This is a genomic window from Candidatus Kirkpatrickella diaphorinae (assembly GCF_025736875.1).
Taxonomy (GTDB): domain Bacteria; phylum Pseudomonadota; class Alphaproteobacteria; order Acetobacterales; family Acetobacteraceae; genus Sorlinia; species Sorlinia diaphorinae.
In genome coordinates this window covers 1,157,007-1,171,170 of the sequence record NZ_CP107052.1, presented here as the reverse complement: position 1 = coordinate 1,171,170, position 14,164 = coordinate 1,157,007, and the positions used below count along the sequence as shown (strand labels likewise).

10 protein-coding genes are annotated in these 14,164 nt (G+C 54.1%); 6 read left to right on the top strand and 4 right to left on the bottom strand.

All coding sequences use genetic code 11. The annotated features are described in order from the left end of the window. Positions 1 to 233: 233 nt before the first annotated feature. From N5W20_RS05255 to N5W20_RS05235, 5 genes are all read left to right on the top strand, one after another. Complete coding sequence (locus N5W20_RS05255; RefSeq protein ID WP_319806122.1) at positions 234 to 656, top strand: hypothetical protein; 423 nt, start codon at positions 234 to 236, stop codon at positions 654 to 656. A gap of 510 nt (positions 657 to 1,166) precedes the next feature. Then, positions 1,167 to 5,300 carry a Hint domain-containing protein gene (locus N5W20_RS05250; protein ID WP_319806121.1) on the top strand — a complete coding sequence of 1,378 codons (4,134 nt, stop codon included), beginning with the start codon at positions 1,167 to 1,169 and terminating at the stop codon, positions 5,298 to 5,300. 360 nt (positions 5,301 to 5,660) lie between these two features. Then, the gene (locus N5W20_RS05245; RefSeq protein WP_319806120.1) at positions 5,661 to 6,104 is read left to right on the top strand and encodes a hypothetical protein; all 444 of its coding nucleotides are present in this window, start codon (positions 5,661 to 5,663) and stop codon (positions 6,102 to 6,104) included. 11 nt (positions 6,105 to 6,115) lie between these two features. Next, the gene (locus N5W20_RS05240; RefSeq protein WP_319807842.1) at positions 6,116 to 6,838 is read left to right on the top strand and encodes a phospholipase effector Tle1 domain-containing protein; all 723 of its coding nucleotides are present in this window, start codon (positions 6,116 to 6,118) and stop codon (positions 6,836 to 6,838) included. Positions 6,839 to 6,844: 6 nt separating this feature from the next. Further along, positions 6,845 to 7,069 (top strand): hypothetical protein, encoded by a 225-nt coding sequence (locus tag N5W20_RS05235; protein ID WP_319806119.1) that lies wholly within the window; start codon positions 6,845 to 6,847, stop codon positions 7,067 to 7,069. 483 nt (positions 7,070 to 7,552) lie between these two features. Here the strand turns inward: N5W20_RS05235 and N5W20_RS05230 are convergent, their stop codons facing one another. The 4 genes from N5W20_RS05230 to N5W20_RS05215 all read right to left on the bottom strand — a co-directional run bounded on the left by N5W20_RS05230 (position 7,553) and on the right by N5W20_RS05215 (position 11,166). Next, positions 7,553 to 8,023 (bottom strand): hypothetical protein, encoded by a 471-nt coding sequence (locus N5W20_RS05230; RefSeq protein WP_319806118.1) that lies wholly within the window; start codon positions 8,021 to 8,023, stop codon positions 7,553 to 7,555. 26 nt (positions 8,024 to 8,049) lie between these two features. Next, positions 8,050 to 8,805 carry a 2OG-Fe dioxygenase family protein gene (locus N5W20_RS05225; protein ID WP_319806117.1) on the bottom strand — a complete coding sequence of 252 codons (756 nt, stop codon included), beginning with the start codon at positions 8,803 to 8,805 and terminating at the stop codon, positions 8,050 to 8,052. 89 nt (positions 8,806 to 8,894) lie between these two features. After that, positions 8,895 to 10,130 (bottom strand): bifunctional glutamate N-acetyltransferase/amino-acid acetyltransferase ArgJ, encoded by a 1,236-nt coding sequence (argJ, locus tag N5W20_RS05220; protein WP_319806116.1) that lies wholly within the window; start codon positions 10,128 to 10,130, stop codon positions 8,895 to 8,897. Between the two features lie 142 nt (positions 10,131 to 10,272). Further along, entirely contained in the window at positions 10,273 to 11,166 is an 894-nt protein-coding gene (locus tag N5W20_RS05215; protein ID WP_319806115.1) for a peptidylprolyl isomerase, read from the bottom strand. Between the two features lie 277 nt (positions 11,167 to 11,443). Here N5W20_RS05215 and secA point away from each other — a divergent pair, with 277 nt between their 5' ends. Then, positions 11,444 to 14,155 carry a preprotein translocase subunit SecA gene (gene secA / locus N5W20_RS05210; RefSeq protein WP_319806114.1) on the top strand — a complete coding sequence of 904 codons (2,712 nt, stop codon included), beginning with the start codon at positions 11,444 to 11,446 and terminating at the stop codon, positions 14,153 to 14,155. Positions 14,156 to 14,164 lie beyond the last annotated feature (9 nt).

Here is a 14,164-nt window from a genome sequence, read left to right as displayed (position 1 = left end):
GCCTGACAGGCAAAGTCGCGCCACAAAATGAGTCCAAGCATAAAAATTTACGATTTCTTGATAAAGGTAACGTATCTTTTCGCGAGAGCGATGCTGTCGAAATTCACGGCGTCAAAAAGAAAAACCTGTCTCTAAGCCGTAAGTTTTCGATAGGACAACCACCCGTTGCAACGGTGGCTTGATATGAAATCGCATGAGGAAAATATAAAAACACAAGGGTGATTCCGATTTCCATGGGACCGCATCAAATTTACCTTATGATCTCCCTCGTATCCGCTTTGGCGCTTATCCTTATTTTCCTGCGCATGTTGCAGATTTTCAGACGACGCGGCGAAACAAGGAGGCTCATCCGGCTCACTCGGGAATGTTTCAGAGATATTGAAAGCCAGGCGCAACATTTGAGAATGCGCAGGGAACAGACCTCGCGTGACGGCCTCCCTTATTCAACCGCCGCCACCGGTTGGGAGAGTGAGAAGAGGACGTTCATCTCCAACCATTTACGACCGAAATTCGAAGAGATCCGGTCCGAAAGTGATCGCGCGACCGCCGCGGAACAATGTTCGCGTTTCATCGAATTCATTGCATCATCGCCAGTTGCGGATCACGACGGTGCGGGCGCCGAAGAACCGGCGGCCAAGGTGCTCGCGCATTCCTGACCTGACAGCGCTCGCCCGCCATGACGGCCCTGGGGGACAATGCGACGTATTGTGACGAGCTTCTCGTCAGCAATGCGTCTCTGCATGTGACGATATCATTTATCCCGCCCGCCATAGATGACTCTATAAATGCGAATCATCGTCTTGCGAGGGGCGCGAATATTTCAGGTCCTGTCTGCGAACAGGCGATCCTGCCAAGCGGAACGCGCCATCCCGAAAATACAGTCTCACTTTGCTCATCGATTGGATAATGGCGCCTGATCGGCCCAAATCGACCGTCTGATCTCGATATTGTTTTGCATGAAGCTTTCATAACCGTAAAAGTAAACGGTATCATGCGCCAATAATAAAAGTAAAACAGTTTTCAAATTCCAGGAATTGCGGAAACTATCTGTTAATATCAATCACAAAGCGCGAAAATGTCATTTCGTTACCAAAAGATGAATCAGTTTTTAACAAAACTTACTGTAACTTTTTTTACCATGAATCTAATAGGCCCAGAAAATTTGGGTGACGCGACGCCAGGTGAGGCGCGCAATTGCGATCTTCTCCCTTCGCAATTGTCCGATCCGGCCATGTGACTTCTGTCCGGGCGCTTCACATCATTCGGTCGGCGTCGCGCTGATTCAGGGAGATCGTGAAGTGACGCAGAACAAGACTGACAACATACCGGCAACAGCACGAAAATATCTGAGAGACAGGGAGGAGAAACGTCTCGACCCATCCGCGGCAATGGATGAGCAGCTTAAGAAATACCGCTTGAGCGCTGTAGGTGTCGCAGCGCAACGCTCGACAAATTTCAATGCTGTTGAGTGGAAGTTTGACCAATGGGGTCGTCCCAACAAGTTTGAGACACGCGTTTATATCGGCGGACCCATTTTTTGGACCCTGAGTTATTTCAACGAAGAATTCAAATCGAGAGTATTACCTTATCTATTCAAAGAAATTAATAAAGTAATTCCCGTCGAATATGATAAAGAATCAAATCTTCAATGTCTGGTTATCCCGAATGCCATTGAGTGGGACGCCTATGAAAATACCGAAATCGCGTGCCCCATCCTGGCGATCGGCATTTCCGGTGTTTCGGGGATTCACTTCCATAGTTCCGGTAAAATCAGTGGGCAAATCGTCAATCCGGCGGGCAGTCTCGGCATTTCAATCGATGCAAAAATGATGCTGACTGTAACGAATGCTTTCTCTGCCAAGTTTGATCTCCAGATGGCAGCGCATTCTACTTACTGTTACACGGGTGAAGCGGCCAATTTTTTATTTTCCGCAGCCGGGTATCGTCCTCATCTTGCCGACGTCACGTATAGAAACGGTTATTCCCTGACGACCTATCTCTGGGCTCAGGTTTTTACGGGCGGTCAAATCAACTGCGGTGACGACACCACCATTAAAACGGAAGGTTCAGGGATCATCGTCCTCGACTCCTATACAGGGCTCACTGTGGGTGAGCGGACGACCTTTACCGGTGATTTCGTCATCGGGTGGAATGTCTGCTCCCTCAATACCGGTTATCACAGCTTTATCCTCTCTGCCGGGACGCACATGGCTGTCTCGAACTTCCTCAATTTCGGGGGACACGGTTTCACCGGGACGGGTGAAATGGCCGTTTTCGGAAATTACAGGGATTATGACTGGCACAAATCGGAAGTCCGATGCTCCGACGGTGCGACGATTGGTAATCTGACACTCGGTTATAATCCTTTTTACAATCTTGGTATCGGTGGTAAATCGACTGCGGTCGGCAATAAAACCCTGGTGAATAAGCAGCCACTATATGGCGTCGAAGCAAAGTTCAGTGGGACAATCAGCCTGAATGGCACGCTTAAACTGGGTGGCGGGGACGACGTCTCCGGCACGCTGACTTTAGCCGACAATGCAAAGATCACAGACCCGAAGAATTTAGGGAAAATCAAGGTCGTCAATCGTGATGGTGTGCTGGAACTCGGCAAGTCCGTCACGCTCAATGCGCCTCTGACAATGGATGATGGCAAGGTATCGTGTGACACAGGGGATCACTTGAAATCCCTTACAATCAATGGCGGCACATTCAAGGCGACATCCGGCACCTCCTACGCCAACGAGCTTACGATTGATCAATTCACCCAGAATGGTGGGACATTCAACGCATCGTGGGTCAAAGTTTCAGGGGACGCTTTGGTCAGCGCCGGGTCCTTCAAGGCGGAAACGCTGCAATGCAACGGCACATTGAAAATCTCGGGAAAGGGCGCCGCGCAGATCGATCGCGGTGATCTCGGGGACGTCACCATATCCAGCGCGTCAGACAACATTATTGGCGCATCTTTCTCGACCCTCGCCCTGACAGCAGGGAATTCGGGCGTCACCACCCTGACGGACGCCTATTTAACGACCATCACGGTCACGGCCGGCACACTCAAATTCACAGCGAAAAACGCCTCTGTGACACGTCTTACCGTCAATGGGGGCACTGTCGGCGGTAACAATACGATCACGATCTCGACACTTGAGGTGAAAGGCGGTTCGCTGAGCTTCGATAGCCTTGTCATCAAGATAAAACTCACCGTCAGCGGTGGCGCCCTGACCGTTAAAACCATCACCTACACAAATGATGTGCTGGCCATCTCAGGCGCAGGCAGGGTCAATCTCGCGAGTGGCACGCTTGGCGCGGTGACGGTCAATAGTTCTGCCGATAGCGCATTCGGCGCGGACATGACGGGCCTGACCCTGCAAACCGGCAATTCCGGCACGGTCAGCCTCACAGGCGGGACGCTCGACAAGCTAACGCAGCAAGCCGGCACGCTGAAAATCACAGACAAGGTCACCATCAAAGCGCTCGACCTCACTGGCGGCACGACGGAGATTTCGGGCGCGCTCACTTTTGACGGCACGTCTTTTTCTGTCGGGTCAAATGTGACGGTGAAGCTGGATGGCGGCAAGCTGATCATCAAACAGGCCGGTACGTTCAGTCCCCAGGGTCATTGGGAAGTCACCGATAAAGGTGGCACGATTGACCTCGGCGCATCTTCAGCCGAGCTGACCTTCGGAAAAGGGCTGAAGGTGAGCGGCGTCCTGACCCTTTCAGGCAAAGGTGTTGTCAAACTCACGTCAGATGTTGGAGGGGATGCCGATAATGGTGTGATTCACCTCCAATCGGGCGTGACGTTATGGGTCTCAAAAAACGTCAATATCACGCCCAAAATCCTGCTCGACGCCGGAGCGCAGGTTTCCTTCGAGGATGGTTCAAGCGCGACCGCCACGGTCACTGTCAGCGATGAAGCTTCACAGGCGGGTTGTTCGATCAATTTTAAGGGGGAGCTATCCTCCGAGCAAACCGTGACTCACATCAAGGTCAAAATCGAGAATTTCGGCGATGGGGTTAAGCTCGATGTCGAGGGCCTCAAACAGGAAGGTATGACGGTCAAGCGGGCTTATTATGAAGCGGGCAAAATCCATATACTTTATGAAACCGCCTCAAAATCCGCCAATGCCAGGTCAAGTGGGCTGCATGAACTCATATTTGATCATGTTTCCGGGAAAAACCTTAAGGATGGGCAGGATCTCACGGTAAATCCGGACGGACATGGCGGCACGAACATTGAGACATGCTTTTTGTCTGGCACGCGGATCAAGACGCCTCAAGGCTGGCGCCCGGTTGAAGAACTGGCGCCTGGCGACCTTGTCATCACCTATGAGGACGGCGCGGAAGTGGCCGCACCCGTGCGCTGGGTGGGTGAGGGCGACGTGACGTGCCGGGCGGATGTCCCCGGTGACCTTGCGGGCTACGCTGTGCGCATCGTCAAGGATGCTTTCGGCCCGGGTGCGCCGTTTGAGGATGTTCTGGTGACGTCGGAACATTGCGTTTTTGTGGATGGCGGGCTGATCCCTGTGCGTATGCTCGTCAATGGGGGCAGCATTGCCTATGAGCGTGAGCTGCCAACATACCGTTTTCATCATTTTGAGACGGAGAAGCACGCGATTGTCAGTGCGGCGGGCCTGGCTGTGGAGACATATCTGGATACGGGCAACCGGGCGCGTTTCAGCGCGGGGCATGGCGTTGTGGGCCTGCGTCCGAAGACAGTGTCGGCGCTTGCGGCCCCGCTTTTTGTGACGCGTGAGCAGGTTGAGCCTGTATGTGCGCGCCTTGCCGGGCTTGATGTATGCCGTGAGCGGCTTGTGGCATTGCCGGCGGCGGCACGTGCGGGGGCGGGCGTGACGATGGATGCGGATTTCCACCTGCTTCTGCCCAATGGTATGGCGCTGTGGCCTGTCTCGCATCGGGAGGGGGGCTATGTTTTCAATCTGCCGAAGGATGTGGATGCGGTGTGCCTTGCCAGCCGTGCGAGCCGTCCGTGTGATGTGATTGGTCCTTATGTGGATGATCGGCGTGTGCTGGGGGTGCTGGTGGGGGCGGTGCATCTGATCGGGCCGCAGCACATCATGGAGGTCACACATCATTTCACCGATGATGCGCCGGGATGGCATGGTGTCGAGCACCCCGCCGCAAGGTGGACAGATGGGTGCGCCGTTTTGCGGGTGCCTGATCAATCCACGCAATTATGCGCCTCATTATTACTCCATGTCAGAATTTTGAATTGCGGCCCCTATCTGACCGCTCTGGAAAAAACACCAGCCGAGATTGAGGCCGTCGCGGCTTGATGGCGATACCGGAATGACGCTATCGGCCCCGTCGCGCTTTCGGGGCCGATTTACGGTCCGGCGGGCGAGGGGGCAGACGGTCCGTGCAGAGATGCGCAGAAAACGCCGTGTTGACGACACGGCGTTGTGCGTTAACGCGGCTTTGATAAAAGGAGCATGAAGAAAAGAAATTGGAGAAGAATATTGGATGTTAAGAGAAATTTAGTCTTTACTTCTCTGAAGCTCAAAGCATTGCAGTTAAAATGCTCAATGTAAAATATCTTGATTGAACTGGCAAAAAAAGTTAAAATAAATCGTAAAAACAACAATAATAATAAAGAGATTTTTAAATGGCAAAACTAAAGAAAATTCGAGAATTTTGTGCTGGAATTTTCTGCTGGTGTCTATAATGCGGAAATTACAAACCTGTCTGACGATATCACTCGCTTTTATACGGAATGTTTCGTTAAGATACAGGGTATTTACGCACAGCAGACGATTGATCTCAAAATCAAGACTGTATCAAATGGTCATGAGGACATCATCTTCGCGCAGGAATTTTCTTTGGGGGAAGAAACGCGCATTATCGGGCCTTTCAAGATTGGTCGCAAATGTAAGCTTTCCATCGGCGGGAAAGTCATCGGACATTGGAATCAATGGGCCGACTGCAAAATTGAGTCGATTATGTCCTATGATGAAAGCGCCATAAAAACATTGCGGATTGGCGTGTTCTTCGATGGGACCGGATGTAACGCCTATAATAGCATGAAGCATCAGGCGCCTTTTCCTCAGGTCCACAATTCAGGCAAAGTCTATATGCTCTAACCGGCGATAGCATCATTCCTAAGGCATATTTTTACAATAAAGAAACAAGTAAAGTCAGCTGCACAACTAATATCTGGAAGCTTTATGAGAGCTTTCAGGAAGGCCGGATCGACAGCCATATTTATCAGGTCAAAACTTACGTGGAGGGTGCCGGCACGAAGGCGGGCGAGGCTGACTCCGTCTTTATGATGGCGACGGGCTGGTCAGCGCCTTTCACCACCCAGACGGGCGTCATTGCCAAGACAGATGATGCGGTGCAACAGATCAAAGCCCTGCTTGCAGGGTTGGAAGCCGATTTTGAGCGGGTCGAACTCTGTCTTTTCGGCTTCAGCCGCGGGGCGACCTCAGCTCGGCATTTTGCGAACAGGGTGGAGAATCAGGACCGGAATCTTCTCTCCGTGTTCGACACGCAGAAATATGGCGTGCCGGAGATCCGTTTCATCGGATTGTTCGATAGTGTTGCGTCAATGCTTGCGCTTTCACAGTGGGATGTCGATGTGGGCGACAGCAAAACAGGTGACGTGAATATCGCTCTGGATGATGCGACGGCCGCCGACATATTCCATATCACCGCCGCTCATGAAGCGCGGGAAAATTACTCCCTGAATCACGTGACGCCTGATTACGCCAGGAAGCTGCAATTACCGGGTGTGCATTCCGATATTGGCGGCTTCTACCATGATATGCTGCAGGAAAAATTATATCTGACGCAAATCCTTTTCAGCTCCTTCTGAAGCAAAATGCGCATTGAAGACACGACATCCTATAAGCTGACATCGGCGGAGCGCGACAAGTTGCTGCGTCACGCGCATTGGGGAAAAATCTTTCAATGTTGCGATGTCAGCGTGTCATCGGACGTGCTGGATCGGCCTTTTCTGACGACGCTTTACGCGAATGCCGTGCAGCTTAAACGTGACGCCGTTTATGTCGGGCTTGAACGCGTTTCTTTTCAGGCAATGCGCTAGCATTGTGAGCAGATCGGCCTCTCCTTCACCAAACTCCCGGATGAGCCTGTCGAGATTATTCCGGATGACCTCCAGGACCTTCATCAAAAGGCCGTTCAAGAGGTTAATCGCATTCTTGACGGAAAGGAAGCGGCAAGCCTTGCCGATGCGCTCCCGCCGGAAGTGGCGGCGAGATATGTCCATAATTCATCATTCTGGGATGAGACGCCCACGAGTTGGGTCGTCTCTGATCACGGCATTATCGATGAGGTGACATTCAACCTTATACTTACCAACCGACCGCATGACAGTTATTTGCGACGCGAATATCATGCTGATGGCAGTGTGTTTCCGCCCGCCACGCCGAAAGTTGGCTAAGCTGGTAAACCGGGTCTCTCAATAATTAATGCATTGCGTGACGCGATAGGGAATGGCCCGTACGGACGTGACGCTGAATTCGTGATGCGCCGTAAACCGTCTATCCGGGCCATTTTTCAGAGAAGTTCATCGGTCAAGCGGGTCTATATATTCGGTACCGTTCCAGATCCGCTTGCGCCCTTTGCTGAGGCCGAGATCATAAAGCCCGTGATGCGCGGTGGGCAGAATGGTGATGTCGCCTGTCACGTCGTTATAAACTTCGGTCCAGCGACCTTTATCACCGAGATAGATGGATGTCGCACAACCGATGGCACCGCACAGCCGCGCCGATTGCAATTGCGTGAAAAGCGCCTGCTGACGTTTTGACCGGCCTAGATCCGCCATGGTGACAAGGATGATCGGGTCATCATGATGATTGCGCGCATCCTTTATCGCCTCCGCATTGAGCTGCCGCGCGAGGCTTTCAATTGCCGGCGTTGCGGGCGTCGTAAGTGTCACTGATTTGGGTGCAGCCCGCGCTTCGACGGCATTCAGGGCCAGCGCACTGCTCCAGATGGCGCATAGCAGGAGGCTCCGGCGATAAAAAGATAATAGCAAAAGCTTTGACCTCTCATTTGATGTCATCAGGCGCGACGGATTGTGACAACCAGGACGTCACGATGCCCCGGCGCGGAAGGGTCGACCCGGGTGATGGGCGTCACACCATGATAGACCCGGTGATCATCAACGAATGCACTGTCTAACGGGTTGCGAAGGGTGAAGCGTCCGACTTCCTTCTTCGACAGATCATGGATTGATGTTTCGCCCTCCGCGACATTCTGCCGCGCCACCATCATGACCCAGACCCAGTCAACACCATCTCGATGAAGCCCCTCCGGCGTTGGATTGCCCGTCCCTTCCTCCGCAACTTCGATCCGGAATTGATGCATTTCCGCATGCCATTTTTCAGGCTGGGCGGCGTCTGACGTCAAATCTGTGGCGAGATGATAGAGATGACGGAGGATTTTGAGCAGAAACGGGTTTCGTCCCGTTGCGTCCTCGACCGGGCTGAACCACCTCTGCACGCCGCCATTCAACGTATTATAGTCGCGGCTCTGGTAATGCGGCTGGTGCTGCTTGGCCGTGATATGTCCTCGATGCAGCGAGAAAACCCCGTAGCGGCGGCGGCGATAGCGACCCCCATCCGCCATGTAACGATCGAGCCCGAGATGGTTCCAACTCTCCGCAAAACGAGGCCAATATTCCAGTTCCTGCGCGGTGAAGGCAGACTTCATCTCGTGACCCGTTTTGAAAACGAACCCCTCCCGGGTCAGCGACTTCCTGATATCATCCGGGAGGCTCGGCTTATGACCCGGCGGGCAATTATCTGGATGCGTCATGATGGTGGCTCCGACCTCATTGAAAACAGTGCTGCTCTGCACCCCATCCGCACCTTGAGGCGCCGGGCCACGCGTCAGATCGCCCGAAATTAGCTGCGGTAGGAACCATTAATATCGACATAACCATGGGTCAGATCGCAACCCCAAATCCGCGCTGCCCCATTGCCGAGGCCCAGATCAATCTGGATGGTGACGTGACGCCCATGCAGATGCTTCTGAATCGGGGCTTCCTCATATCCCGCAAGTATCATGCCGTTACGCGCGATCCAGTGACCGCCAATCCCGACGGAGAGCGTATCCCGATTGGCAGGCTCACCACTTTTCCCCACGGCCATGACGATCCGGCCCCAATTCGCGTCCTCACCTGAAATCGCGGTTTTGACGAGGGGCGAGTTGGCGACAGCGAGCCCGATACGCCTTGCAGAATGCGAGTCGACGCCGCCCGAGACATCAATTTCGATGAGCTTGCTCAAGCCTTCCCCGTCTTTGACGATCATAATGGCGAGTTCCTGCATCGTGTCCGTGAAGGCGCGGCGGAAATCGGCAAAAGACGGGTCATTCACGTCCCGGATCTTATCATTTGCGGCGGCGCCGGTCGCGAAAGCGAGGACCATGTCCGAGGTGGACGTGTCTGAATCGACCGTGATGCTGTTGAAACTGGTTTCGACTGAGCTGGAGACAAGCGTCTGCAACGCGTCATGGCCGATACGCGCATCGGTCGTGATAAAGGCCAGCATCGTTGCCATATCGGGCGCGACCATGCCGCTTCCCTTGGCGATACCCTGGATCGTCACCATCGTGTCGCCGATTTTCACCTGCCTGGACACGGCTTTCGGGAAGGTATCCGTCGTCATGATGGCACGGGCTGCGTCTTCCCAACCCTCAGCCGTGAGGCTGCTGAATAAATTCGGCAGAGCATCAGTGATTTTCTGGGTGGGTAAGATCTCCCCGATAACCCCTGTTGATGCCAGAAAGACCTCGGATGATGCACAGCTGATCAGCCGCGCCGCATGGGCGGCCGTGACCTGCGTCGCCTGCGCCCCCGCCCGCCCGGTAAAGACATTGGCATTGCCCGAGTTCACGACCAGCGCCCGCGCATTACCGAGTGAAAGACAGGCCTTGCACCAGTCAATCGGCGCCCCCGGGCAGCGGCTTTTCGTGAAGACTCCCGCAACCGACGTGCCTTTGTCGAACACCATCATCATCAGATCAGGCCGGTCCATATATTTGATCTGTGCCGCCGACGCGCCGAGACGCACACCCTTGACCGGTATGAATGACGGCAAGGGGCACGCCAAAGGGGAGACGGAGGTGATATTGGCCATGATCTGGGTCCTTTTCTGCACTTTAAAGAGCAAATTGTTGGGGGCGGCGTTTCGCGGCGGCTGAATCAAAAGGGGCCCGGCCCGACAATGCTGTCGTAAAAGCCGGGCCCCGATTAATATGGCTGAGATCGCCTGTTCGAAATTATTTCGCCTTGGTCGGCGCCACAGCATTGCCCTTATCATCGTAATGAACAATTTTGACCTGTGACATGGCGTTCTGCACCACTTTCTGCACGTCTTCACGCACGAGCTGCTGACGGATTTCCTCCCGCACCTCATTCAAGGGCGGCACTTTCGCCTTGCGGCTGCCGAGGACTTTAATCACGTGCCAGCCATATTGCGTTTTAACCGGTGTCTGGCTGACGGTATTGGGCTTCATTTTGAAAGCAGCATCCGAGAAGGCCGGAAGCATGTCGGTTTTCTTGAACCAGCCGAGATCACCGCCACTCGCACCCGTGCCTTTATCGGTGGAGAGTTTTTTAGCCAGATCAGCGAAGTTGGCGCCTTTTTTGAGCTGGGCAATGGCATCTTTCGCCTGCGCTTCCGTCGCGACAAGGATGTGGCGGGCGTGGATCTCGATATCGTTTTTATGGGCTTCGTAATCTTTTTGATAAGCCTGCTGGATGGCGGCATCCGTCACCATCGGGCGGACTTTTTCAGAGAGATAGGCATTCTGTAATGCGCTGTTTGCCGCATTCTCCATCATGGCCTTGACTTCAGGCTTCTTGGCCAGCCCGTCACGCTCTGCAGCGATCTGAACCGCTTTCTGGCTGATCATCTGGTTCGTCAACGCGCCGATGATGGTCTGGACAGGGAGGCGCTGCAACTGAGGGGGCAGGTTGGCAGCGGCCTGTCTGACATCGTTGAGATAGATCTTCTCGCCATTAACGGAGGCAATAAGGGGGTTTTCTTTTTCTTTTGCTGCGGGGGCAGGCAATGTCGATTTCGTTGGAGCGGGTGCCGCGATAACCGAGGACGACAAAGCTGTGCCGGAAATGATCATGGCGCCAAGGAGCGCGGAGCGGATAAGCCGCATGTTGTTTAACCCTCAAAGAATTGCGTCGGTCACGAATTATGAAGGCTTTGAGGTAGCATAACAAGACGCGGCGGCTAAATAATCGTAATTTAATAAAACCCCTTCCCAGGCGTGAGGACGCGGCCAGCATGCCTTTCTACAAGGTTGCAGGGGGTGCAAAGCCGCGACATCGGGCTTGACCCGGTAAATGCAGGTGTTGGCGATAGTTGGTGCTGGTGTTAGAATCCCGCGCCTTGTTTCTGAAGTCGTTCAGCTTCTGGTTGTCAAAAGGACTATTATGTTCGGATCTCTCGCCCGTGCGCTTTTTGGTACCGCAAATGAGCGTTCGCTCAAAGCCTTTCAGCGGCGTGTGCCCGAAATCAATGCCCTTGAGCCCCAGATGCAGGCCCTGAGTGACGACGCATTGCGCGCCAGAACGGATGATTTCCGTGCGCGGATTGCCGCCGGGGAGGCGCCGTCAAAAATTCTGCCGGAAGCTTTCGCCGTCTGTCGCGAGGCATCCCGACGTGTGCTCGGCATGCGGCATTTTGATGTGCAGCTTGTCGGTGGCATGGTGCTGGATGCTGGCAAAATTGCTGAAATGCGCACGGGTGAGGGTAAAACCCTCGTCGCAACCCTCGCTGCTTATTTCAGCGCCCTGCAGGGCAAGGGTGTGCATGTCGTCACGGTCAATGACTATCTTGCGCGGCGCGATGCGGAGGAGATGGGGCGGCTTTATGGTTTTCTGAGCCTCAAAACCGGCGTGATCGTCTCCAACATGTCGGATGAGGAGCGTCGGGAAGCTTACGCGGCTGACGTTACATACGGCACAAATAACGAGTTCGGCTTTGATTATCTGCGCGATAATATGAAGTACGGCCTCTCAGAGATGGTGCAGCGGCCATTTTATCATGCCATCGTCGATGAGGTGGATAGTATCCTGATTGACGAGGCCCGGACGCCCCTGATTATCTCCGGCCCGACCGATGACACGTCGGAACTTTACCGCGCCGTCGATGCGGTGGTCGCGGAACTGGTCAAAACTGCGCAGCATTATGAAAAAGATGAAAAAGCGCGTTCCGTTATTTTGACGGAGCAGGGCGCGGATGCGGTTGAAGACGCCCTGCGCGATGCGGGCGTGCTGTCAGATGGCGGGTTGTATGACCTGCAAAATGTCGCGGTCACGCATCACGTGCAGCAATCCCTGCGGGCTTATACGCTCTATCAGCGTGATGTCGAATATATCGTGCGGGATGGCAAAGTCGTTATTATTGACGAGTTCACCGGCCGCATGATGGATGGGCGGCGTTATTCCGACGGGCTTCATCAGGCGCTGGAAGCCAAGGAAAGAGTCGATATTGAGCCTGAAAACCAGACTCTGGCCTCAATCACCTTCCAGAATTATTTCCGCCTTTACCCGAAATTATCAGGCATGACCGGTACGGCCATGACGGAAGCGGATGAATTTGCCGAGATCTACAAGCTCGATGTCGTGGAAATCCCGACCAATGTCCCGGTCGCCCGCGTTGATACGGATGATGAGATTTATATCACCGCGCGGGAAAAATTCGACGCGGTGGCCGATCTCATCTCCAAAGTCGCGGCGACGCGCCAACCTGTCCTTGTCGGCACGACATCCATCGAAAAAAGCGAGCATCTCTCCGCCCTGCTGAAGAAACGTGGCGTGCCGCATCAGGTGCTGAATGCCCGTTTCCATGAGATGGAATCGCAGATCGTCGCGCAGGCCGGGGCTTCCGGCTCCATCACCATCGCCACCAACATGGCGGGACGTGGGACGGATATCAAACTGGGCGGGAATGTCGAGATGCTGATCAAGCAGCAGATCGCCGCCACTGAAGATGAAAATGAGCGCGCCGCGCGTGAGGCCGATTTGCGCGCCAAGGTGGCGGAGGACCATGAGCGCGTCAAATCCCTGGGCGGGCTCTTCGTGATCGGCACGGAGCGTCATGAGAGCCGACGGATTGATAATCAGTTGCGCGGACGTTCCGGCCGTCAGGGTGATCCAGGCTGTTCACGCTTCTTCCTGTCCTTGGAAGATGACCTCATGCGCATTTATGGCGGTGAGAAAATGGGGTCGCTTTGGAAGAAACTGGGCATGAAAGAAGGGGAGGCGATTGTCCATCCCTGGCTCAATAAAGCGTTGGAGCGCGCACAGAAAAAAGTCGAGGCCCGCAATTTCGACCTGCGCAAAAACATCCTCAAATATGATGATGTGATGAATGACCAGCGCAAGGAGGTTTATCAGCATCGGCGTGAATATATGGCGATGGAGGATGTCTCCAGCGTGATTGAGGAAATGCGCGCCCACGCGATTGAGGATGCGGTCGCGGCGCGTATCCCTGATAAATCCTTCCCCGAACAATGGGAGAGTGCGGATCTTGAAACGGATCTGCATCAACTTCTCGCCCTTGATGTTCCGGTTCAGAATTGGGCGCAGGAGGATGGCGTGGATCGGGATGTCGTCTCCGCACGGGTGGAGGAACTGGCGACGCAAACCGCCGCTGCCCGCGCTGCCAATATCGGCCCCGCCCTGATGCGCAGCATCGAAAAGCAGGCCCTGCTGACGACATTCGACTCCGTCTGGAAAGAGCATCTCCATGCCCTTGACCAGATTCGTGAAGGGATCGGCCTCCGCGCCTATGGACAACGTGACCCGTTAAATGAATATAAGCATGAGGCTTTTAACCTCTTTTCCAATATGCTGGATGAGTTGCGTTATCGGACAACATCCACACTTTCCCGCATTGAAATCCTCTCCCCGCGTGAGGCGGAGGCTTTTGCGGAGACGCGACAGGATGTATTTGGCGCTCAGATGACCTTTGCGCATGATGAGGTCATCGGAGTGGATGGCAATGTGGTGCCGCGGACGGATAAGGACCCGTCGCCCGAAATTTTGTCATTCAACGCGATGGAAGAAACGCCACGTAACGCGCCGTGCCCCTGCGGGTCCGGCAAAAAATTCAAACATTGTCATGGTCGATTGGCGTGACACGCTTAG

Coding starts and splice junctions, on each gene's coding strand:
- N5W20_RS05215 (WP_319806115.1), bottom strand. CDS start 11,166: ATGCGGCTTATCCGCTCCGCGCTCCTTGGCGCCATGATCATTTCCGGC.
- secA (WP_319806114.1), top strand. CDS start 11,444: ATGTTCGGATCTCTCGCCCGTGCGCTTTTTGGTACCGCAAATGAGCGT.
- N5W20_RS05235 (WP_319806119.1), top strand. CDS start 6,845: ATGCGCATTGAAGACACGACATCCTATAAGCTGACATCGGCGGAGCGC.
- N5W20_RS05225 (WP_319806117.1), bottom strand. CDS start 8,805: ATGACGCATCCAGATAATTGCCCGCCGGGTCATAAGCCGAGCCTCCCG.
- argJ (WP_319806116.1), bottom strand. CDS start 10,130: ATGGCCAATATCACCTCCGTCTCCCCTTTGGCGTGCCCCTTGCCGTCA.
- N5W20_RS05255 (WP_319806122.1), top strand. CDS start 234: ATGGGACCGCATCAAATTTACCTTATGATCTCCCTCGTATCCGCTTTG.